This is a genomic window from Shewanella sp. AS1 (assembly GCF_021412565.1).
Classification (GTDB): domain Bacteria; phylum Pseudomonadota; class Gammaproteobacteria; order Enterobacterales; family Shewanellaceae; genus Shewanella.
In genome coordinates, this window is sequence record NZ_JAKCLJ010000002.1 from 64622 (window position 1) to 87130 (window position 22509).

21 protein-coding genes, 4 tRNA genes and 1 pseudogene are annotated in these 22509 nt (G+C 45.6%); 14 read left to right on the forward strand and 12 right to left on the reverse strand.

Annotated elements, in window-relative coordinates; genetic code table 11:
• The first annotated feature begins 3 nt into the window (after nucleotides 1-3).
• The 9 genes from LZP69_RS04485 to ttcA all read left to right on the forward strand — a co-directional run bounded on the left by LZP69_RS04485 (nucleotide 4) and on the right by ttcA (nucleotide 7939).
• Nucleotides 4-171 (forward strand): cbb3-type cytochrome oxidase subunit 3, encoded by a 168-nt coding sequence (locus tag LZP69_RS04485; RefSeq protein ID WP_234199003.1) that lies wholly within the window; start codon nucleotides 4-6, stop codon nucleotides 169-171.
• A gap of 2 nt (nucleotides 172-173) precedes the next feature.
• On the forward strand, nucleotides 174-1142 hold the full coding sequence (ccoP, locus tag LZP69_RS04490) for a cytochrome-c oxidase, cbb3-type subunit III (RefSeq protein WP_234199260.1): 969 nt from the start codon (nucleotides 174-176) through the stop codon (nucleotides 1140-1142).
• 107 nt (nucleotides 1143-1249) lie between these two features.
• Nucleotides 1250-1741: a FixH family protein gene (locus LZP69_RS04495; RefSeq protein ID WP_234199004.1), complete on the forward strand. Its 492-nt coding sequence runs from the start codon at nucleotides 1250-1252 to the stop codon at nucleotides 1739-1741.
• Between the two features lie 3 nt (nucleotides 1742-1744).
• Nucleotides 1745-4144, forward strand: a complete 2400-nt coding sequence (locus LZP69_RS04500; protein WP_234199005.1) for a heavy metal translocating P-type ATPase — start codon at nucleotides 1745-1747, stop codon at nucleotides 4142-4144.
• Complete coding sequence (ccoS, locus tag LZP69_RS04505) at nucleotides 4141-4359, forward strand: cbb3-type cytochrome oxidase assembly protein CcoS (protein WP_234199006.1); 219 nt, start codon at nucleotides 4141-4143, stop codon at nucleotides 4357-4359. Before LZP69_RS04500 ends, ccoS begins: the two co-directional genes overlap by 4 nt.
• The gene (locus tag LZP69_RS04510; protein WP_234199007.1) at nucleotides 4352-5044 is read left to right on the forward strand and encodes a sulfite exporter TauE/SafE family protein; all 693 of its coding nucleotides are present in this window, start codon (nucleotides 4352-4354) and stop codon (nucleotides 5042-5044) included. The genes ccoS and LZP69_RS04510 overlap by 8 nt, the downstream gene beginning before the upstream one ends.
• 55 nt (nucleotides 5045-5099) lie before the next feature.
• A complete protein-coding gene (gene etrA, locus LZP69_RS04515) occupies nucleotides 5100-5849 on the forward strand; it encodes an electron transport transcriptional regulator EtrA (RefSeq protein WP_234199008.1) in 750 nt (249 codons plus the stop codon).
• A gap of 94 nt (nucleotides 5850-5943) precedes the next feature.
• Nucleotides 5944-6876, forward strand: coding sequence for a universal stress protein UspE (gene uspE, locus LZP69_RS04520; protein WP_234199009.1), 933 nt, complete (start codon nucleotides 5944-5946; stop codon nucleotides 6874-6876).
• A 112-nt stretch (nucleotides 6877-6988) separates the two neighbouring features.
• Nucleotides 6989-7939, forward strand: coding sequence for a tRNA 2-thiocytidine(32) synthetase TtcA (ttcA, locus tag LZP69_RS04525; protein ID WP_234199010.1), 951 nt, complete (start codon nucleotides 6989-6991; stop codon nucleotides 7937-7939).
• A 95-nt stretch (nucleotides 7940-8034) separates the two neighbouring features.
• Here the strand turns inward: ttcA and LZP69_RS04530 are convergent, their stop codons facing one another.
• The gene (locus tag LZP69_RS04530; protein WP_234199011.1) at nucleotides 8035-8655 is read right to left on the reverse strand and encodes a DUF2987 domain-containing protein; all 621 of its coding nucleotides are present in this window, start codon (nucleotides 8653-8655) and stop codon (nucleotides 8035-8037) included.
• Complete coding sequence (locus tag LZP69_RS04535; protein WP_234199012.1) at nucleotides 8633-9463, reverse strand: glucosaminidase domain-containing protein; 831 nt, start codon at nucleotides 9461-9463, stop codon at nucleotides 8633-8635. Before LZP69_RS04535 ends, LZP69_RS04530 begins: the two co-directional genes overlap by 23 nt.
• Nucleotides 9464-9596: 133 nt before the next feature.
• Here LZP69_RS04535 and yvcK point away from each other — a divergent pair, with 133 nt between their 5' ends.
• The gene (gene yvcK / locus LZP69_RS04540; RefSeq protein WP_234199013.1) at nucleotides 9597-10493 is read left to right on the forward strand and encodes a uridine diphosphate-N-acetylglucosamine-binding protein YvcK; all 897 of its coding nucleotides are present in this window, start codon (nucleotides 9597-9599) and stop codon (nucleotides 10491-10493) included.
• Between the two features lie 185 nt (nucleotides 10494-10678).
• On the opposite strand, the gene LZP69_RS04545 is transcribed toward yvcK, so the two are convergent.
• The 6 genes from LZP69_RS04545 to LZP69_RS04570 form a co-directional block, all read right to left on the reverse strand.
• On the reverse strand, nucleotides 10679-11872 hold the full coding sequence (locus LZP69_RS04545; RefSeq protein WP_234199014.1) for an amino acid aminotransferase: 1194 nt from the start codon (nucleotides 11870-11872) through the stop codon (nucleotides 10679-10681).
• A 385-nt stretch (nucleotides 11873-12257) separates the two neighbouring features.
• Nucleotides 12258-12343 (reverse strand) — tRNA-Leu (locus LZP69_RS04550).
• A 47-nt stretch (nucleotides 12344-12390) separates the two neighbouring features.
• Nucleotides 12391-12464: transfer RNA gene (locus LZP69_RS04555), tRNA-Cys, on the reverse strand.
• Nucleotides 12465-12490: 26 nt separating this feature from the next.
• Nucleotides 12491-12590, reverse strand: a tRNA-Gly gene (locus LZP69_RS04560).
• Between the two features lie 15 nt (nucleotides 12591-12605).
• A tRNA-Gly gene (locus LZP69_RS04565) sits at nucleotides 12606-12681 on the reverse strand.
• A gap of 296 nt (nucleotides 12682-12977) precedes the next feature.
• Complete coding sequence (locus tag LZP69_RS04570; protein WP_234199015.1) at nucleotides 12978-14414, reverse strand: glyceraldehyde-3-phosphate dehydrogenase; 1437 nt, start codon at nucleotides 14412-14414, stop codon at nucleotides 12978-12980.
• Nucleotides 14415-14659: 245 nt separating this feature from the next.
• Here LZP69_RS04570 and LZP69_RS04575 point away from each other — a divergent pair.
• Together LZP69_RS04575 and gap are read left to right on the forward strand one after the other, a co-directional pair.
• Nucleotides 14660-15422: pseudogene (locus LZP69_RS04575) on the forward strand (DUF2989 domain-containing protein).
• 217 nt (nucleotides 15423-15639) lie between these two features.
• Nucleotides 15640-16650 carry a type I glyceraldehyde-3-phosphate dehydrogenase gene (gene gap / locus LZP69_RS04580; protein WP_234199016.1) on the forward strand — a complete coding sequence of 337 codons (1011 nt, stop codon included), beginning with the start codon at nucleotides 15640-15642 and terminating at the stop codon, nucleotides 16648-16650.
• Nucleotides 16651-16779: 129 nt separating this feature from the next.
• Here gap and LZP69_RS04585 read toward each other — a convergent pair whose 3' ends face one another.
• The 4 genes from LZP69_RS04585 to LZP69_RS04600 form a co-directional block, all read right to left on the reverse strand.
• Nucleotides 16780-17097, reverse strand: coding sequence for a hypothetical protein (locus LZP69_RS04585; protein WP_234199017.1), 318 nt, complete (start codon nucleotides 17095-17097; stop codon nucleotides 16780-16782).
• 292 nt (nucleotides 17098-17389) lie between these two features.
• Nucleotides 17390-17665, reverse strand: a complete 276-nt coding sequence (locus LZP69_RS04590; RefSeq protein WP_234199018.1) for a hypothetical protein — start codon at nucleotides 17663-17665, stop codon at nucleotides 17390-17392.
• Nucleotides 17666-17767: 102 nt separating this feature from the next.
• The gene (locus LZP69_RS04595; RefSeq protein ID WP_234199019.1) at nucleotides 17768-19099 is read right to left on the reverse strand and encodes an NAD(P)/FAD-dependent oxidoreductase; all 1332 of its coding nucleotides are present in this window, start codon (nucleotides 19097-19099) and stop codon (nucleotides 17768-17770) included.
• A 27-nt stretch (nucleotides 19100-19126) separates the two neighbouring features.
• Nucleotides 19127-19687 carry a GNAT family N-acetyltransferase gene (locus tag LZP69_RS04600; protein WP_234199020.1) on the reverse strand — a complete coding sequence of 187 codons (561 nt, stop codon included), beginning with the start codon at nucleotides 19685-19687 and terminating at the stop codon, nucleotides 19127-19129.
• Between the two features lie 497 nt (nucleotides 19688-20184).
• On the opposite strand from LZP69_RS04600, the gene LZP69_RS04605 reads away from it, so the two are divergent.
• Both LZP69_RS04605 and LZP69_RS04610 read left to right on the forward strand, forming a co-directional pair.
• Nucleotides 20185-20994 (forward strand): ecdysteroid 22-kinase family protein, encoded by an 810-nt coding sequence (locus LZP69_RS04605; RefSeq protein WP_234199021.1) that lies wholly within the window; start codon nucleotides 20185-20187, stop codon nucleotides 20992-20994.
• A 324-nt stretch (nucleotides 20995-21318) separates the two neighbouring features.
• Nucleotides 21319-22506: an efflux RND transporter periplasmic adaptor subunit gene (locus LZP69_RS04610; protein ID WP_234199022.1), complete on the forward strand. Its 1188-nt coding sequence runs from the start codon at nucleotides 21319-21321 to the stop codon at nucleotides 22504-22506.
• The last annotated feature ends 3 nt before the right edge of the window (nucleotides 22507-22509 follow it).

Sequence of the window (22509 nt, forward strand, 5' to 3'; positions counted from 1 at the left end):
AATATGGATTACGGAACAGTACAAGGGATTATCACCATTGTCGTTATGGTTACGTTTGTCGGTATTTTTGCATGGGCTTATAGTGGTCGTCGCAAAGCACAATTTGATGAGGCCGCTAACCTTGTGTTTTCAGATGAAGAGAAACACAAGGACTCAGGAGAACAAAAGTGATGATGAGTAGCTTCTGGAGTATTTGGATTACCGTACTCACACTTGTGGTAATCGCAGGATGTTTTATCCTTCTACGCCTGACATCAAAAAACACTACAGGTGTTGATGAAGGCGAATCTATGGGTCACAGTTTCGATGGTATCGAGGAGATCAATAACCCACTGCCTAAATGGTGGAGTTATATGTTCTATCTCACTATCGTTTTTGGTGTGATCTATCTGGCGCTCTATCCGGGTCTTGGCAACTTCAAAGGTTTGCTTGGCTGGTCCAGTGCGAACCAGAGTATAGGTACCGAACACGGCATTAAGGCAGACTCTGAAGCGGCTGTTGCATTAGCTGAAAAAGAGGGACGCTGGGTGCAATATGATAAGGAAGTAGAGAAAGCAAACGCTAAATACAGCCCTATCTTTGCAGCCTATCTGGCAACACCATTAGAAGAGTTAGTTAAGGATGAAGATGCCCTTAAAGTGGGTGGACGCTTGTTCTTACAAAACTGTTCTCAGTGTCACGGCAGTGATGCCCGTGGCTCGAAAGGCTTCCCTAGCCTAGCCGATACTGCCTGGTTATATGGCGGCGATTTAGCTACCATCAAGACCACCATCATGAATGGTCGTCACGGTATGATGCCTCCAAAAGGCGGTTTGCCGATTGAGGACAGCGAGCTGCAAGGTCTAGCCGAATATGTGGTTAAACTGTCTGGTCGTGAACACGATGAGGCTCTTGCCGCACAAGGCCAAGGCTCATTCATGAAAGGCTGTTTCGCCTGTCACGGTATGGACGGCACAGGCAACAAGTTCATGGGTGCCCCTAACCTGACCGATGAGGCTTGGTTATACGGCGGTAGCCGCGGCGTGATCATGGAAAGCATCAAGAACGGTCGTACCGGCGTGATGCCAGCCTGGAAAGATGTTCTAGGAGAAGAGAAAGTTCACGTGATTGCTGCCTATGTTTACAGCTTGTCTAACCAGTAAAAATTGCTAGCAAAGATAAAGGCCTCGCTTGTTCGAGGCCTTTTTTTAAGTGCGGTTTAAGCCAAAAAACGGTAAAATGCCGACAACAAAATCAATAGGTCGTATCTATGTCCCAACCGCAGTCTCAACCGCAAGTGTGGTATAAACAATTCTGGCCCTGGTTTCTGATTATACTGCCATTATGTGCTGTCGTTGCCAGTCTCTATATGCTTTTTCTTTCTATCGAGCATAAAGACTCTCTTGTCTCCCAGGATTACTACAAAGAGGGAAAAGCCATTAATATGGACCTGGCCAAAGTGCGTCAAGCAAAGCAACTTGGTCTGCAGTTTGAATTAACCCTAAAAGATAATGAACTTACTCTGGTTCAACATGGTGGCACACCTTACCTTGCCGCCCTAACCGTCAACTTTTTCCATCCAACCTTAGCCGAGCGCGATTTCAGCCAAGTTGCAACCGCAGATGGTGATAAACGTTACCGCATCAATCTGGCTGAGCCATTAAATGGCACTTGGGAAGTGAGACTAGAAAGCTTTGATACGAGCTGGCGTATCGAGAAACGTCTTGAATTACAGAGTAATCAACACTACTGGCTAAACTAATTCATGCAGCAAGTCACCTGTTTTCATTGCAGCGAGCCTGTTCTCACCGGGGATCAGTTTGTTACCCTAATAGATAATCAGCCTAAATCCATGTGCTGCCCGGGCTGCGCTGCGGTGTCGGCAGCCATTATCGATGCCGGTTTGACTAACTATTACAAATACCGTACCGAACCTGGCAGCAGGCAAACGGCCTTAGTTCCAGAAGCCCTCAGCGCCTTTAGTGCCTATGACTTACAAGAGGTACAGCAGGACTTTGTTCATCAAAACGCGGATATTAACAGCACCTCATTAACTATAGAGGGCATCACCTGCGCGGCCTGTGCCTGGCTGATTGAGCACAAGCTTAAGTCTGTTGACGGTATTGCGAGCATTAAAGTGAACACTACCACTGAGCGAGCCCAGCTGAGCTGGTATCCAGATAAGATTAAGCTTAGTGAGATCTTAACCTTAATCAGCAGAATAGGTTACCAGGCTTCACCTTATCAGGTTGATGAGCAGGAGCAGAGCAGTAAACGCAACAGCCGAAAATTCCTGCTCAGGCTAGGGCTGGCGGGCTTTGCCACCATGCAGGTTATGATGTTTGCACTGGCGCTCTATTCAGATCACTTTACTTATCTCGATGCTGAATTTCGCGATTATTTTCGCTGGGTCAGTATGATCTTTGCCTCTCCTGTTGTTTTCTACTCGGCGCAGCCCTTCTATTTCAGTGCCGTGCGCGCCATGTTATCAGGCAGACTCAATATGGATGTCTCTGTCTCCCTTGCCATTTGTGGCGCTTATATCGCCAGCTGCATCGCCACGGTAACGGGCCAGGGAGAAGTCTATTTCGAGTCTGTCAGTATGTTTACCTTCTTTTTGCTGCTGGGGCGCTATTTTGAACAAAATGCCCGGCAGAAAGCCTCTATCAGTGCCAATAACCTGCACAAGCTGATCCCGCTGACTGCACATCTGTTAGATGACACAGGGCAATGCAGTGAAGTTCCTGCCAAACGCTTGCGCATTGGCGATCGCATCTTAGTTAAACCTGGGGATGTAATCGCGGCCGATGGCGAAATTATCAGTGGCGAAAGCGCCGTTAATGAAGCCATGCTAACTGGCGAGCAGATGCCGATAACCAAAATTGCAGGCAGTCAGGTGTTCGCTGGCACCATCAATGTGGATCACCCCATCGAAGTAAGGATCACCGCCATAGGGCAAGATCAGCTCATTGCCGAGATCATGCGTTTGCAGGAAGCCGCCTCCAATAACAAACCTAAGGTGGCCCTTTATGTTGATACCATTTCTAACTATTTTACCTGGACCATACTGGTGATCGCCGCCATCACCTATTTAGTTTGGAAAACCTATTGGCCAGAAGACGCCTTCTGGGTCACCCTCTCAGTGTTAGTCGCCACCTGCCCCTGTGCGTTGGCATTGGCAACGCCCACCGCAGTTACCTGTGCTACAGGGTTATTTACCCGCATCGGCGTAGTAATAAAAAAAACAGGCGTTTTCGAGAAGTTGCCCCTCATCAATCACGTGGTGTTCGATAAGACAGGCACACTCACCTGCGGCAGCATGAGTGTGGCCAGTACGCAAATCTACAATGAGATGAATGAGACTCAGGTGCTCGCTATCGCTGCGGCTTTAGAGGCGCACTCGCTACATCCCATCGCCAGAGCCTTTGAAATTTACCGCCAGCCTAACTTGCTTGCCACTGAGAGCCAAAATAGCGCAGGCGCAGGAATAAGTGGTGTCATTCGAGGGCAGAAATACGTCATCGGCAGTGGCGATTACATCTCAAGACACATAGGCTGTAAACCTCTCTCCTCTAGCGAGCAGACCATCTATCTTGCTGACGCCCATAAGCTGATTGCCCGCTTTGAATTATCTGATGTGATCCGTGATGAAGCAAAATCGGCCGTATCTGCACTCAAACAGCTCGGATGTAAACTTGCAATCGCCAGCGGTGATAGCTCAGAGCATGTCAATCAGGTCGCTAAAGCCGTAGGGATCGAAACCGTTTATAAGGGCTTGTCACCCCAAGGGAAATTATCGCTTATTGAGTCACTGCAACAACAAGGCAAGCTTGCTATGTTTGGAGATGGCATCAACGATGCCCCCGTTTTAGCCGGCGCCAATTTATCCATCGCCATGGGGAGCGGCGCTGCAATCACCAAAAACAGTGCCGACATGATCCTTCTTGGGGATCAGCTGTCTCGTTTCAGCGATGCAATCAAGATTGCTAAGCTCTCAGGTAAGATCATTAAACAAAACCTCTACTGGGCACTGGGGTACAATCTGTTTATTATCCCACTTGCTGTGACAGGCCATGTCCTGCCCTATATCGCGGCGATTGGCATGTCAGCAAGCTCTCTAATCGTGGTGCTGAATAGCTTACGACTTCTTAAGGTGCGTGTATGAGTATTCTTTATGTGTTGATCCCGATAGCCATGTTGTTTGTTCTGGTTGCCGTGGGAATTTTTTTCTGGGCTGTGCGCTCAGATCAATTCGACGATCTGGACAGACAGAGTGTGTCTATTCTATTTGACGACGATCTGCCTGCCCAAAAGAAAGAACCCGACTTAGATGCCCCCGGCAGCCAAAATTCCACACTAGAGTCCAAACACCTTGATTGAGTATTCAGTGACAGGTGCCTTTATCGTTGGCCTGATGGGTGCTGGCCACTGTATCGGTATGTGCGGCGGTTTAGTGGGCGCCCTCTCACAACAGCGGGTTTTCAGCCCCGGACAAACCCTCTTATTGTCCCAATTACAGTTTGCTTTGAGTTATAACCTGGGGCGCATCGTCAGCTATACCCTTGCAGGCGCCTTAATTGGCGGCTCAGCCAGCCTGCTCAGTACACTTTTTAGCTTAGACAGCTACCTGATAGTAATGCGCGTATTTGCCGGGATAATGATGCTAGTGACCGGCCTTTATATTGCGCAGATCTGGGCCGGTGTTGTGCAAATAGAGAAACTTGGCAAGCTGTTATGGCGTGCCATTGGCCCCATAGCCAATCGCCTGCTGCCCATTGCCAACTTAAGACAAGCCTTTGTTGCCGGTATTTTATGGGGATGGCTTCCCTGCGGCCTGGTTTATAGTACGCTGACCTGGGCCGTTGCAGCCAATAACGCCCAGCAAGGCGCGCTGATCATGGCGGCCTTTGGATTAGGAACGCTACCTGCGCTACTCAGTGCAGGCATGGCTGCCCAATACCTGACACAATGGCTGACCCAAAAACCGGTTCGACTGTTCAGTGGTATGATTTTAGTAAGCTTTGGGTTACACACACTGTACATCGCATTTGCTCAGCTAAGCTAGCCCAGTTTGGTAAATTGGTTTACCATAGGGCCAATTGTAAAATTCGAGAGTGATTATGACAGATAACATCAACAGTCGCCGTTCGGCAATGCCTGGATGCGCCATTCATTGTCATGACTGTAGCATGGGAACTCTTTGTATCCCTTTTACGTTAAATAACAATGAACTCGATCAGCTTGATGAGATCATCGAACGCAAGAAGCCGATTCAAAAAGGTGAGCAGATTTTCAAATCTGGTGATACTCTCAAATCTCTCTATGCTATCCGTTCTGGCACCATCAAAAGCTACACCATTACCGAGCAAGGTGATGAGCAGATCACAGGCTTTCATTTAGCCGGTGACGTGATTGGTTTTGATGGCATTCATTCTCAAATCCATCAAAGTTTTGCTCAGGCACTGGAAACCTCCATGGTGTGTGAGATCCCCTTCGATACACTCGATACTTTATCTGGCAGCATGCCTAAATTGCGTCAGCAAATCATGCGCTTAATGAGCAATGAGATCCAAAGCGATCAAGAGATGATCCTGCTGCTCAGCAAGAAAAACGCAGAAGAGCGTTTAGCCGCATTTATCAGTAATTTAGCTAATCGATTTGGTAACCGCGGTTTCTCTCCAAAAGAGTTCCGCCTGACCATGACCCGTGGTGATATTGGTAATTACCTTGGTCTGACCGTTGAAACCATCAGCCGTCTTTTAGGTCGTTTCCAGAAGTCTGAAATGATTGAGGTTAAAGGAAAATATATCACTATTGTTGATTTTGAATCATTAAACAAGTTGGCGGGAAACAATAAAATCGGTCGCTAAACGCTCGATACTGAGGATGAATTTGATCTAAGACAAGGCAATTTGCCTGATATCGATCATTATTTAATCATCACATCTAAAAAAGGAAACATCTATGAAGGACTATCATAAAATCCTTGTTGTAGTGGATCCAACAAAAGATACTCAACCCGCCCTTGCAAGGGCAATCGATCTGGCCTCTAAGAATCAGGCCAGTATCACAGTCTTCCTGTCGATATTCGATTTTTCCTATGAGATGACCTCCATCTTATCGGGAAATGAACGTGAAGCGATGCGCCAGGGCGTGATTGCTCAGCGTAAAGCCTGGTTGGAAGAGGTATTAGAGCACCATCCACATCCCAGTGTTAAAATAAGCGCCGAAGTCGTTTGGCATAATCGCCCTTTTGAGAGCATTATTCTGCAAGCAATCGAAGGCGAGTTTGATCTCATTGTCAAAGGTACCCACCAGCACGATAAATTAAAGTCGGTTATTTTCACACCAACCGACTGGCACTTAATGCGCAAGTCCCCTATTCCTGTTCTCTTGGTGAAAGAGCATGACTGGCCCGTAGCGGGCAAAATTTTATGTGCCGTCAATGTCACATCAGAAGATAATGACCATCAATCCCTCAACGGTAAAATAATCGAACACGCCATGGATCTCGCGAAAAAGTTTGATGCGCAGGTTCACTTAGTCAATGGCTACCCTGGTACCCCAGTGAATCTGGCCATAGAACTCCCCGATTTCGATGCCCATACCTATAGTGAAACAGTTCGTCTGCAGCATGAGCAGCGGGTCTGTTCGCTTGCAAACAGTTATGGCATTGGCAGTGATTTTTGCCATGTTAAAGAGGGACTGCCGGAAGATGTGATCCCAGAGTTGGCCGAGCAGCTTGATGCTGAACTGGTGATTTTAGGCACTGTTGGCCGCACTGGATTCTCTGCAGCCCTTATCGGTAACACGGCCGAACATGTCATTGACAGTATTGATTGCGATCTTCTCGCCATCAAACCCGACGGTTACCATTCGCCACTCGATGTAAATTGACCCCTAGCAAATGATAAGGCGGCTTCTTAAGGCCGCCTTTTTAAGCTATACTACGCCGCCCGTAAATTACGATACGACTTTCAATATTTTAAGCAGTAGGCGCGTTTTTATTATGTCTGACGAAACCCTTTCAAAAAAGCAGATCACTCGATTAAACAAGTTACAGAAAAAACTGAGACGCGAAGTCGGCTCAGCGATTGCTGATTACAACATGATCGAAGAAGGTGATACTGTGATGTGCTGCCTTTCTGGCGGTAAAGACAGTTATGCCATGTTAGATATTCTGCTTAATCTGCAGCAGCGTGCCCCTGTCTCCTTTAATCTGGTGGCAGTCAACTTAGATCAAAAGCAACCCGGTTTTCCTGAGGATATTCTGCCCGCTTATCTGGACAGTTTAAATGTGCCCTACCACATCCTAGAAAAAGACACCTACTCGATTGTTAAAGATAAAATTCCTGAAGGTAAAACCACCTGCTCGCTCTGCAGTCGTTTACGCAGAGGAACTCTCTATGGCTTCGCGCAAAAGATAGGCGCCACTAAGATTGCCCTTGGCCACCACAGGGATGACATCATTGAGACACTTTTCCTCAATATGTTTTACGCGGGTAAACAAAAGGCGATGCCGCCAAAACTGCTTTCCGATGATGGTGCCAATGTGGTTATTCGTCCACTGGCTTATTGCCGAGAAAAAGATATCAGTGAATATGCCACGTTAAAGGCCTTCCCAATTATTCCCTGTAACCTTTGTGGATCTCAGGAAAACCTGAAACGTGCTGCGGTAAAAGAGATGCTCAAAAGCTGGGATAAACAATTTCCGGGACGTATCGAAACCATTTTTACCGCTATGCAAAATACCAGCCCGTCTCAAGGCGTTGACAGGGAGCAATTCGATTTCGTCTCCCTTAAACGGGATCCCGATGCACCTATGAAGGGTGATGTGGCCGAAGCGGATCTGCCCGCCTTTGATTTCCTCGATATCTCTAACAGTGGCCATATCGATCTCGATGCGGCAAAGCGCAGCACGGCTCAGCAAATTGACGTGGTCAGCACCTATACGCCTTAACTCTTTTTTTACGTCAACGTATTTATGGACGGAACTGTTAAGCATTAAAAAGCCCTCATCATGAGGGCTTTTTCGCGAGAATGTATGGTGAAAAGTTATTGCTTAAACCAGGGGCTGATTATGGTGGGCTTAGCATCGAATGCTAACTCATCCATGCTGTCGATTTGAGAAGCTGACAAGGTAAACCGGGCTTCTATCGATTGCTGCTCACCATCGAAAATCACGCTACTTCTGTCGTCAAACTCAAATGTCAGCCCATCGATATCGCTGGAAAAGTAGCGCAACGGAAAACCCTGCATCGACTTATATAAGTCATTCATCTGCTGCTTAAGTTCGATAAGTTCAGCCTGGCGATATCTGTGTTGGGTCTGTTTTGCTCTGATCTGCATGCCAATACCACACTGGCTTGCATCATTTACCATCTCCAGCTGGATCAAGGCTCTGTCGGATTTCAATCTATCGTCATAGGGAATAAAAATCCGCTGTGCCTGGTTCACAACCAATGGAAACACTTCCTTTTCGGTGCGGATACTCCCCTCTTTGATAATGCAATCTCCCTGTTTAGGCACAGAAAAGGCAAGATCAATCAGGGGATAATGTCCGGAATTTAACTGCTTTAACCTTTGATAAAACCCTTGATATTCAAGAGTGATTGGCGCAGCTTGGGAAATACAGCTTACGCCTAACAGGCAACTAAACAGCAGTCCTTTGTTCATTTTTTACCACCAGATATTTTTTATTATGTCTGAGCATCTCTAGTAACTCTTCGACATAGGCGCCCTGACGCTCGGAATAATTCATCAAACCGTAAACCAGCTTACTGGCAATAATAGGCTTGTTTTCCGCACGCAGATCCGCTCGAATAGCTCGAAGAACCGAGTAAGCTTCATTTGAATTGAGGTTTTTCATGTAAGAGCCAACTGAAGCATCAACACTATCAAAGACGGCCACTTCATGTATAGCCCCAGTATTACGAGACTGAGGCACTAGACCACAACCTTGCTTAAAACACCACTGACCGAAGAAATTTAATCCTTCTCTTGCAAAACGGCTGCTACCCCAGCCAGTTTCATTCGCAGCTTGGATAAGCACCAAATTTTCAGGCACGATATCGACACGCACAAGCAAATTCTCCAATGCATCCAAAGAGACATCGCGCATCTCATATTGATACTTGCTCGCCAGTTTTAAGATACGAAACTTTTCCGCTTCAGAAAGGGCTTGACCGTCATTGAGATGCTGTTGCGATAACAAGAGGAATTTACGCTCGTCGGCGATGATCTGATTATGATGTGAAATAGCAGGTCTCAGATAGTCAAAAAAGGCTTTTTTCTTTTCAGACACGTCAGGAATCGCAGCAAAGTCAGGCACAATACTGCTGCTTGCTTTGTTCTTAACTAATTTACCATTAGCCCTATCACCGTGATCGCCCCCCTGCATTACGACAAAAAGCGTCACAACCAATAACGCTGCCGCAACAAGAGTTAACGACACAATTACACTGTTTATCTTACCCGTTTTCAACTTAATACACTCTCATTTAACTGCAAACGGTAGATTATACTGACCGAGTTCGCTTTGACAAAATAACTACGCAAAAGTGAGATATAGGATATAATATCACAGTTTTTTTGGGGCTTCAGGAAGGAAAACCCGAATGCAAAAGAATGCATTTCAACAATATCCAAACGTTGTTGCTATTGGTGGCGGCCATGGACTCGGTCGCGTACTCTCATCTTTATCATTTCTAGGTGCTCATTTGACGGGCATTGTCGCAACAACCGATAACGGCGGTTCAACCGGCCGCTTAAGAAAAGAGCAGGATTGTATCGCATGGGGCGATCTGCGCAACTGTCTCTCTCAGCTAGCCACCCGCCCTTCTGTCGGCTCTATGTTATTTGAGTATCGATTTAACGGTCATAGCGAACTTAATCAGCATAATCTAGGTAATCTGATGCTCCTTGCATTAGATGAGCTCTGCGTCCGTCCCTTGGAAGCCGTTAACCTGATCCGCAAAATGCTCAATATCGAAACACAATTGATCCCTATGTCGGAGCAGCCGACCCATCTAGTCGCCATTGCAGCCAGCGGCAATCGTATTCTTGGGGAAGTCCAAGTGGATGAGATGAAAGAGCACCCGGTTGCACTATCCCTTGAACCTATGGTTGAAGTCACTCAGGAGGCTGTTGAGGCAGTTAAACAGGCCGACCTTATCATACTCGGTCCAGGCAGCTTCTTAACCAGTATTATGCCCCCCCTCTTACTGCCCTCATTGAGTCAGGCAATATCCCAGTCAAAAGCGAAAATCATCCTCATTGAGAATCTCACGCAAGAGCCCTCTGCTGCGGCCAACTTCGAATTGAAAAAACGTCTGGAATGGTTTAAGCAGGTACTAGGGAATAAAAAGGTCAATCACGTCTTGTGTGACGCTGAAACTCACTATGAAAAAGACAATATTACCTATTATCCCCTGCGAAGCAGCCATCATATCGCGCTGCACGATCGCCGTGCTCTTGCCGAAGCCTTAGCGCAAATAGTAAACCGCCATAAGTAAATTTTACCTCACAAGAATTCGCAGTGATGAACAGCAAGATAGGTACAAATAAAAGTAAAAGTACAAACAAAATGCACAGAATGAGAACTAGAAGATAAACAGGACTAAAGCAATATGTCAGAACTTGCTGTAAGGAAAATGCATCACTTGCAGCAAGCTCTGGGATCTGGATTAAATCACCTAGATTAAATAACCTGGGCAATCGCCTTGCAGATAGTCTGCATATTATCTTGTGTCATGCCTGCAACGCTGATGCGACCAGAACCGACAATATAGATAGCAAACTCATCCCGCAGACGTTCTACCTGAGCTTTGTTCAAACCTGAAAAGCTAAACATGCCATTCTGACGTGAAATAAAGCTAAAGTCTTGACTCACCCCTTGTAACTTCAGGCTCTCTACAAACAGCACTCGCATCTGGGCGATGCGATCACGCATCTCTTGGAGTTCACTCTCCCATAATGATGCAAGCTCAGCATCATTGAGAATTGTCGCGACGATCAAAGCGCCATGAGCCGGTGGATTAGAATAGTTAGCACGTATGGTGCTTTTCACCTGACTAAACGCCTTCTCAGCTGTGGCAGTATCTTTGGCAACCACAGTAACGGCGCCGATTCGCTCATTATAAAGACCAAAGTTCTTGGAAAATGAGTTCGCGATGATAAGCTCTGGCACCTTTGCTGCCACAATGCGTAGCCCTGCCGCATCCTCTTCAACCCCGGAACCAAATCCTTGATAGGCAAAGTCAAACAGCGGCACTAGCCCTTTTTCTAAACAGAAATTGGCTATAGTGTTCCACTGCTTTAGATCTAAATCGATCCCTGTTGGGTTGTGACAGCAACCGTGAAGCAGCAACAGATCGCCTTCGCTGGCTTGCTCAAGGTCGCTTAGCATAGCGGCAAAATCCATATTGTGGTTTGCTGCATCATAATAAGTGTACGGTTTCACTTCTAAACCAGCAGACTTAAAAATATTATTGTGATTGGCCCAGGTAGGGTTACTCACCCAGACGGTCTTGGACTTGGTATTATTGACCACAAACTCGGCGGCAACACGCAATGAACCCGTGCCACCTGGTGCCTGAGCTGTTACTGCCCGCTGCGCTTTCACTATGATGTGATCTTGACCAAAAAGAAGAGCTTGCACCGCAGCATTATAGGGCTGAACACCATCGATCCCCAGGTAGCTTTTGCTAGTTTCACTGTCCAGCAGTTTTTGTTCTGCCAATTTCACCGATTTTAGGATTGGCGTCTTACCCGACTCATCCTTATAGATACCAACACCCAGGTTGACTTTATTTGGGCGAGGATCGGCTTTAAATGCATCGGTGAGTCCAAGAATAGGGTCAGCAGGTGCCAGTTCAACCTGATTAAATATCATGATGGTGTCCTAATAGTAGATCGGTAGAGAAGTGTTCCGCCTGTTATACCACTGTCACAGACGCCTTCATAGTGGATTTTGTTCATCTGAAACTTTTTTCAATAAAGATAAGATTATCTTCAATATTCTGAGAAAATTTTGCAGAAATATAAATATGCTGACAAGTTTTTTGATTTTATTCAATTTAGTTAAATTGGGATCAGCCGTCGGACGAAAAAGCAAAAACAGCCTCAAAGCCAGAGTTCACCTAGGTTCTCAACTTCTCCCCTAACCCACCTGTGTATTCGTCATGACTGAACTGTTTTGTTGACTTAGTTTAAATTACGGCTAATTAAAAAACAAAAAAGCCTCAATTTTCATTGAGGCTTTTTTGTCATTTTTATGATGGTACCCGAGGCCAGACTTGAACTGGCACGCTTATTCAGCGAGGGATTTTAAATCCCTTGTGTCTACCGATTCCACCACTCGGGCAAAAGTGTGTTTTAGCGTTACTATTCTATTAACGATAAAACTTAATGTGGAGGCGCGACCCGGAGTCGAACCGAGATCGACGGATTTGCAATCCGCAGCATAGCCATTCTGCCATCGCGCCAAATGATGATTTCCAATGCTTTATATTGGAGCGACATATCGGGTTCGAACCAATAAAAAACCCATAATCTATACCTTGGCAAGGTATCGCCCATTCTCTACAAAGAGTCAACTGAGCTAATGTCGCATCACTTTTAAATATTGGAGCGACATATCGGGTTCGAACCGATGACCTATACCTTGGCAAGGTATCGCTCTACCAACTGAGCTAATGTCGCATCACTTATTACGTCAACTTTAGCTGTTAACATTAACAAAGGTATCGTCTTTTCACCTTTGTCAACTGAGCTAATGTCGCATCGTATTTACATCATATATTGCAAACAAGGAAATTGTTTCCCCTGACTGCGGATTGGCATTCTACCGATTTACTAAAAAGAGTCAACGCTATTTTCCGTAATTATCGAGCTTAATTAACTGTTTGCTGCAATAATCATCTTTATGCTTTTTTGTTATTCACTACGCATAAAAAAAACGCCTTAGTGCTAGCTAAGGCGCTTTTATTTATAACGGCTTAAACAGCTGGAAGGGATTGATAGTTAAGCCCTAGCATCTTCTGCATTACACCAATAACCTGGCAGCTATAGCCAAACTCGTTGTCATACCAAACATACAGAATAGTACGATTTCCTTCGGCGATAGTCGCCTGTGAGTCAACTACACCCGCGTAACGAGAACCAACCAGATCCGATGATACGATCTCTGTTGACTCAGTAAAATCAACCTGGTTCTGTAGCTCAGAAGATAGTGCCACATTGCGAAGATATTCATTCATATCTTCTTTGTTGGTTTCGCCATTAAGGTTAAGGCTGATAATCGCCATTGATACGTTAGGCGTCGGTACACGAATAGCGTTACCCGTTAATTTACCCGCAAGTACTGGCAGCGCTTTCGCCACGGCTTTCGCGGCCCCCGTCTCGGTGATCACCATGTTCAGCGGTGCACTGCGGCCACGACGGTCAGCTTTATGATAATTATCGATCAGGTTTTGATCGTTAGTGTATGAGTGAATGGTTTCCACATGACCGTTCACAATGCCGTACTTGTCATTGACCGCTTTCAATACTGGCGTGATTGCGTTGGTTGTGCAGCTTGCTGCTGAAACGATAGTGTCTTCATCTAAAATATCGGCTTCATTAACACCATACACGATATTCTTGATTGCGCCTTTCGCCGGTGCAGTTAACAATACTTTAGCAGCGCCTTTTGACTTAAGATGCAAACCAAGGCCCGCTTCATCCTTCCAGATGCCGGTATTGTCGACAACCAACGCATCGTTGATGCCATGTTGAGTGTAATCGACTTCGTCAGGAGAATTAGCATAAATCACTTGGATATAAGTACCGTTGGCAATAATGGCATTATTCTCTTCATCGACAACAACAGACCCATTAAAAGGTCCATGGACTGAATCTCGGCGTAATAAGCTGGCGCGTTTTTCAAGATCGCCCTTGCGGCCACCACGTAACACAATTGCACGTAGGCGTAGTTTATTACTCACACCGGTGCGCTCAATCAACAAGCGTGCAAGCAGGCGTCCGATGCGGCCAAAACCGTAAAGCACAACATCGCGTGCTTGCTGGGTATCTTCATGGTCGATAGCTGAAGCCAGCTGCTCTGCCATGTATTGTTCAACCTCGCTGGCATCACTATGGTTTTTCCAATAGTTAACGGCTAGCTTACCGATATCAACCTTACATTGCTTTACTGCAAGTTTGCTTAGCGCAACAACAAAGGGAAAGCTTTCACGTAGTCTTAATTTTTCGCCTACATGACGACGAACCAAACGGTGCGATTTGATGATTTCAATTGTTGATGCATTTAGAAGTGGCTTGCCATAGACAACAACTTCAACACCCTGGTTTCTGTATAGTTTTCCAAGTAAAGGCTGCATAGCTTCAGCCATTTCAAAACGCTCTTGCCAGCTTTGTAGGTGTTTATCAGTGGTCATTTCAGTTCCTTTATCTCACTTTCACGACAATATTTGTAGAAATGTTTGAGTAACAACAAGAAAAGACCAATAATCGAGTTTTAATCACGGTTCGTTTGCTTATTGGTCGGCGGTATTGTAATGAAAAGTGATGGTACAATCTAGTAAGATATTTTCGCTAAACATGTAATTTTATTAGACAAAATCGTAAGAAGGAGCTTGAATAGAGGCATAATTTTGTAATCATTACACCATTATTATCTATTTTGGCGATTTGGACACTCAATGGCTGTGAAAATGCCGCTAATACCAGCACAATATGTAAAAATAATCCTGAGCTATGTGGCGATTTACACCGCGATAGTTGGTGTTTAAAAGAAAAAAATGATGTGATCCTGCAACGTTATGGATTAAAAACTACCCTATCACCGTCATCTAAGCAGATCTACCAGCTGCTACTCGGCCAACATCGAACATATACTCCATCCCCAACGCACAAACGATCGCACTCGCGCCTATGGCATGAGCGCCCAGAATCTTGAAGAACTAAGGGAGACAACTGAAGGTAGCAAGAATACTTACCTTGCCTCCTACCGCTGGATACGTTTGGGTGATAAAGAGGCACAAAAAGTCGTCATTCATGCATACGACTCAGGCTCGATTAACGATCCCGTCATATTGGCACAATTAGCGTCCTATTATCAGAAGTTCGACCTCAATCAGTCGAAGAAGATGTACCTCTCACTGCTAGACAAGAGTTCGCCCGAACAATTTGAGCCTGACAGGCTCTTGGGATCGGTCACCATTTATCAGCAGCGGAACGATTTTGAAAAAGTCTATATCTATCCCAAAGCCAACCTTTTGATGAACGACAATACTGAATCCGAGGAAAAATTGAGCGCCCTCATCCATGGAAATAAACAGCTCGAAGCATTTTTAACGAAACAAGCGACCAGTTTAGCCGACCAACTTAGCCAAGGAGATTATGCATCGAGTGAAATTCGCCATCAGTTACAGCCCCTTCCTTAGTTTCTCTGCTACGCTTATTCGGTGAATTAGTGGTGTTTGCTGGTAGTATTTTTTTTACAAAAATTTGCACAGCAGTTACTTAAATACGCTTTTTATCGAGAAAATGGGATATTTATCGCCTAACCCACCGATATTAACGGATATTACTTGACGGTAGCTGTCAATTTGGTAATTTTACTACCAGTTTACTTCTAAATAATTACCTGAGGGATATGAGATGACTATCCGCGTTGCAATTAACGGTTATGGCCGTATCGGTAGAAACGTACTTCGCGCACTGTATGAGAGCGAGAAGGACTATCCAATCCAGATCGTTGCATTAAATGATTTAGGCGATGCATCAATCAATGCGCATTTAACCAAGTATGATTCTGTTCACGGCCGCTTCAATGCCAAAGTCGATCACGATGCTGAAGCGATTTATGTTAATGAAGACAAAATCCTCACCTTCTCTGAGCGCGACCCATCTAAATTACCTTGGGCAGAGCTTAAGATCGACGTGGTTTTTGAATGTACAGGTATCTTCACATCCAAAGAAGCGGTACAACCTCATCTAAATGCAGGCGCTAAGAAAGTAATCATCTCTGCACCTGGTAAGAATGTGGATGCCACAGTAGTGTATGGCGTGAATAACGACATCATCACTTCTGATATGACTGTTATCTCTAACGCATCTTGTACCACAAACTGTCTGGCTCCATTCGCTAAGCCGCTTAATGATGAGATTGGCATTGAGTCAGGTTTAATGACGACAATCCACGCCTACACCAACGATCAGCGTCTCTCTGATGTGTATCACACAGATCTGCGCCGCGCCCGAGCTGCGGCCATGTCAATGATCCCAACTAAAACAGGTGCGGCAGCAGCCGTAGGACTTGTGGTCCCTGAATTAGCGGGTAAGTTCGATGGTATGGCAGTGCGTGTACCGACTGTTAACGTATCGCTTGTGGATCTCTCTTTTATTGCTTCACGAGATACGACAGTAGAAGAGATCAACGCCATCATTGAAAAAGCAGCAAGTCAGTTCCCTATGAATCAAGTGCTGGCTGTTAATAATGAGCCACTTGTGTCAATCGACTTCAACCACAATGCTTTCTCTTCAAACTTCGATGCCACGCAGACCCGTGTCAACGGTCGTTTAGTGAAAGTCATGGCCTGGTACGATAACGAGTGGGGCTTTAGTAACCGCATGTTAGATAATGCTGTGGCCTTAATGTCAGCCAAATAATTCTTGGCACAATATAAAACCAAAAAGGAGCGATTTACGCTCCTTTTTTCTTTCTCTTTTGCCTCTCTCATTTATCTCTCCGCCTGATTTTATTGCCTGTAAAGCGAATAAAAGTCTGCAATGGCAGCTCTACCGGCTGAGTAGCTCTTCGAGATCGTCAAGATTTGAGTTAACACAACTGAGTAAGCTTTGTTTCTTACTCTGAGAAAACTCAGCTGTGACTATCTGACGCAGCAGCTCCAGATTAGTGCTTTTAAAACCCAGTAATCTTTTATAAGAGATTGTCTCTGCACGCTGGCGCTTTGCATCCACTAACCTTTTTAATCTCAGACCATTGGATATTAATGCCAGCTGAATGGTTTTTTCCTGATCTTGATTAAGGATTGATAATAAGTTCTGTTGTTTGATACACCACTCTGGCAATAGCTGAAAATCTTGCTGTTGCATCACCGCTCTCGTCTATGTTGATGGGTCTAGTTCTAAATAGCTTTCTGTTTAATTTTTCTATTGAAAATAGGCTGGCATTTTGTCGCTCAAGACTGAACTCAGGCTTAATATAAGCAAATCATGAATAAGCGTTGAGTGAAAACGAGAATGGAGTCTCACTAGGGGAAAATTTGTGAAGGTTCTGCTTGTAAACGTGCAGCTTATTAACATGCAACTTTTGAACGTGAAAGAAGGGAGTCCTTCTGCTTAGCCATTAACATTTAAAATAACGATAAAAGATAAGCAATTGTGATCAGTAACGTTTTATCCGCACGACTTTCATCACTTCAAAATCAAAGCCCGCAACCGTTTCTGTTTCTGGATAATAGGTAATGTTGACTTTATGACCTTGAAGGCTGCGATATTTCTTTGTGCGTTTAAATTTAAATGGTGCATCACACCCCTCTATCATCACAGTGTGCTGTACCCATTCATCCGTCTCTCTTTGGGTATGGGAGAGAATTTTCACTCCTTCCGAATGAACCAGTTTGCAATGTTTATCGAGCATCTTGTCTACTGCATGTTTCATGAAAAAACCTTAGCGCGGAATCACAGCCCCTGAAAATGAGAAAGCCCCATTATAGAACAATGAGAAGAATTTTGCTTAACGTGAAAAAAGCAGCCCAAATACTCAAAAGTAGCGATCTTTAAGCCAGGCATAATGATAGTAACCTCTCTGGCCTAAACGCCTGAAACGGGCGTAGGGAAAACGCGATAAGGGCTGCTGATACAGAGGTAGAGCCGGCAAAGTCTCTCCAGCAAGGCTTTGAGCCAGCCTAAACGCCGCCTGAGCAGAAAACGCAACCCCAGCGCCGCAGTAACCTAAACTGTACCCCATTCCATCACGCTGAAACACATGGGGCATATCATCTAAGGCAGCGGCAATCCATCCAGTCCAATTATATTCAATAGCGCAATCTGCAAGGCAAGGGAAACAATCTGACATAGCCCGCTTCAAATGCTGGCCGTAAATAGGCTGATCTGCCGCTTTGCCGCTAACCGCGCCGCGCCCGCCAAAGAGCAAACGGTTATCGGGCAGTAAGCGGTAATAGTATTTAAGCAGGCGGGTGTCCATGATCACCTGATGTGTCATCAGCCCAGTTTCTTTAAGCTGCTCGGCCGACAATGGCTCAGTGACAATAATATTGCTGAGAATGGGTAAGAAGCGCTCATCTATCTCAGGCTGAAACACTTTAGGCGTATAAGCATTTCCTGCCGAAATCACCTGTTTGGCCAATACGCTGCCGTTCTCTGTAATAAGATGATGTCCCTGCATCCCCTTTTTCCACTGCAGAACGCAGCTGGACTCATAAACATCAACGCCAAGCCTGTCCAGCATACTACGATACCCCAGTAAAAGTTTTAAGGGGTTTACGCCAAATCCATCGGCTAAACGCAAAGCGCCACAAGCCTGCCTGTTATCCATATAGGCAGCTTTTAACTCATCATTACTGAGCAAAGTAGCATCCTCGCCAAGATGCGCTGTTATAAAAGCACTGCTGCGCCGCAGCTTTTCGAACGCCTTAGGATTATGGGCTATCTTCAGATACCCACTCGCCTGTTTTTCACAATCGATATGCTGCTCATGGATCAGCTGCTCGACCCGAGTCACGGCATCAGTAAACTCCAGGTAGATCCCCTTAGTCACTTCCATGCCCCACTTCTTGTGCATCTGGGGGTAACTCAAACGGCCAGAGCCTTTAAGCACAAAACCTGCATTGCGCCCGCTGGCACCAAACCCGATTTGATTGGCCTCTAACACACAGCAATCGATGCCATACAGACTGACAAGATAATATGCGGTCAAGAGTCCGGTATAACCGCCACCGATAATGGCGACATCGACACGGCGATCCCTGCCAAGCACCCGCATATCCGTTGACGGTTTTACTGTGCTCGCCCAGTAAGAATCAGGCCAGCCCTGGTTAGCTGGATTGAGAGAGTAAAGCGGATCGTAAGTCATTTATCTGTGCCTAAGTGCAGTAAAAAACTAAAAGAGGAGCAGCATTTCCCAGGCTGTGCACCGACAGGTTTTACCACAGATAATGCAGATATAGTCAGGATGCTCGGGATTATTATTCCATCGATTTTCATGGATCTTTATTAGCCGCCCACCGGCACGACTAAAATATCCAACTGCCGCATTGCCCGGACTTTGTTTCCATAGGTGGCTTATTCCGCCAAGCGCTCCCTGACGCTGAGTCGCCTCGATTGATGCTTGCAGCAAGGCTTTACCTACCCCTTTGCCGCGATAATCTTTAGCAACCGTGTTGCATTTAAAATAACAAAGTTGCTGCTGGGCAACAGGCCATAATTGCGGGGAGCACCATTTGTCAGACAGCCACTGACCCGGCGCGTAGGTCAGCCTAAATCCCACAAGCTTATCTTTATCTAAGGCCACAAAATTTGCATTAATGCCATTCTTCTTACCCTTTATGACTATCTCGTTAAGCATAATCTCATCAAGATAACCGTCACCATGGACCTGGTTACCCAGTAAGATCACTTGCTCAAAATGGACATCATTCAAGGGTTTTATTTCTAAAGACATAAGGAGCTAACATCTGTTTCATTCACCAAAATCAAACACTAATGTAACATGAATTTATCTCGATTTGCATGCCTGCAAGCCATGAGTGACTTCTCCTTGATTTGCTCAGTACTTATTAGTTAGACCCACTACTGGCATTTAAAAGCCGATAGCCCTACCCGGTAAAAATGTTAAGGATAGGCTGTTCCAGATCAGTAAAGCATCTTAAGAAAGGCCTGCAGGCTTCACTTAGATTGGCGTTATTGTCACAATAGCCAAACTCATAACAATCAGGTATCACCGTGAATATTTCAAATTTTTTGATTAACAAACTTGATGTAGGCAATGTCAAAAAAGTTGCGACAATTCAGCCTTTATGGAGCGGTTACGGGGAGATCTCCCGCTATCAATGCAGCAAAAACGGCCAAACCCTTAAGCTTGTTGTCAAAAATATTGACCCACCTTCAGTGGCATCTCACCCCTACCAATGGCAAAACGGCTTCGCTCATCAGCGGAAAATGCACTCCTATCGAGTGGAAGCAAACTGGTATCGACATTGGGCCCAACTCTGTCATGACATTTGCCCTTTACCTGATTTCATTGCTGACTATGAAGATAAAACCACGGGTCAGTCGATATTAGTGTTAAGCGATCTGGATGCCCAAGGCTATAATCAACGCCGTAGCCAGTTAACCATTGATGAATGCAAGGCGGTGATCACCTGGTTAGCGCGATTTCATAGTCAGTTTATGACTAAAGAACCGGCCGAGAACTGGTGCGAAGGACTCTGGCCCATCGGGTCCTATTGGCACCTGTCAACAAGACCCGATGAGTTTGCAGCTATGCCGCCAGGCTCCCTTAAACAACATGCCGCACAAATAGATAGCCAATTAAATCAAAGCCAGTTTACAACCCTAATCCACGGCGATGCTAAGGTCGCGAACTTTTGTTTTGCCCAGGACTTTGCTCAGCACTTTGCCGATTATCCAGTAAACAATGGCGTTGCGGCAGTAGACTTCCAATATGTGGGAGCGGGAGTGGGTGTAAAAGATCTCGTTTATTTCCTCGGCAGTTGTTTAACGCCTAATGAATGCGAACAAGATTATGACAGCCTAGTAGACTATTATTTTGAGCAACTCGGGCAATGCACGGCAGGTAAATTCACCACAGAAGATAGACAGGCACTGGATAATGAGTGGCGACAATTGCTGATTTTTGCCTGGGCTGATTTCGAACGATTTCTGCTGGGCTGGGCACCTGAACATCACAAGCGTAACCGCTTTAGCCAAGCCATGACTCATCAGGCATTAAACCTGCTCAATGACTGACAATCGCCAACCGATATTTTCTACCTTGGCGACTATTACAGGCTAAACTTGAATGAAGAGAGTAGTAGATAAACGCAACCGGGTGCGTACCCAAGAACGTCTAGTATGTTCACAATGCGGCATCACTGCTCTCTTCTTTCTTCTTTCTTCTTTCTTAGTAATATTCTCCTCGACACTGCCACTTTATGCCGAAATTACACACCTATTTACATAATTACTTTTTAACGATGACTCATTTCAGTTAACATTCGTGACCTAGAATAGGCATAACTATTTTTGGCCTTACTTTTTTCAGCAGCTTAGCTTCAAATAGAGGATTTCTTTGTGGCTACCAAAAAACAGATCGTATTACCTATAGCCATTCTTGTTGCGGGAATTGGTGGTTATGCAGCCTTTGCCTCGATGAAAAAACCACCCCAGGAAAAACCCGTCGTCGACAATACGCCCGTGGTTGCCGTCGATGTGGTGAGTAAAACCCCGATGACCTTCAATGTTAACTCCTACGGGATAGTCACAGCCAAATATGAAACAGAACTGGTTGCTCAGGTCAGAGGCGAGATTATCTATCTCTCCGAGGCCTTTGTAAAAGGTGGCTTTATAAAACAAGGTCAGATCCTCGCGAAAATTGACCCCAGCGATTATGAAGCCGCATTAATCGACGCCAACGCAAATTTAGCCTCAGCCAAGGCTGCCTTGGTACAAGAGAAAGCCTACGGCAAAGTGGCCGAAGAGGAATGGAAGCGCATCGATAACAGTGTTCCGACCGAGCTCAGCCTACGTAAGCCTCAGCTGGCACAGGAAAAGGCCAAATTGGACTCCAGTGAAGCCGGCGTTAAACGCGCCAAGCGCGATCTTGAGCGTACTATTATCAGAGCCCCCTATGATGCGCTGATTGATAACAGAACCATAGGCTTGGGCTCTTATGTCACCGCAGGTACCAAGCTGGGTCACCTCTTGAGTACAGAACAAGCTGAGATCCGCCTTCCCTTAGCCGATAAAGATGGCCGTTACCTTAATCAACATGGCCTCAATGCAGACGTCACCATCAAGGGGGATTATGCCGGCAAGCCTTACCATTGGCAGGGAAAAATTGTTCGCAGCGAAGGGGTTGTGGATGAAAAAAGCCGCATGACCTACCTGGTTGCTGAAATTCTCGATCCTTACGGATTAGCAACCGATAGGCCGCCTCTGCGTTATGGCAGTTACGTCACAGCCGATATCAAGGGGAAACAAACTCCATCTGTGACCACTCTGCCCCGTCATCTCATTATTGAGGACAGAGTCGCGATTCTCGACAAGGACAACAAACTTAAATTTCAGAACGTCAAAGTGATCCGTGAACAAGGAACACAAGTGGTGGTTAGCGATGGGTTGGAAGACGGCATGCGTGTTATCACCTCGGCACTGGATTACCCGATAGAAGGAATGAAACTCGCGCTGCCGGCACAAACGGTCAAATCGGTGGAAACGGCTGAAAATGCTGCGGGCCACACCCAATCTATCAAGGAGTAATTG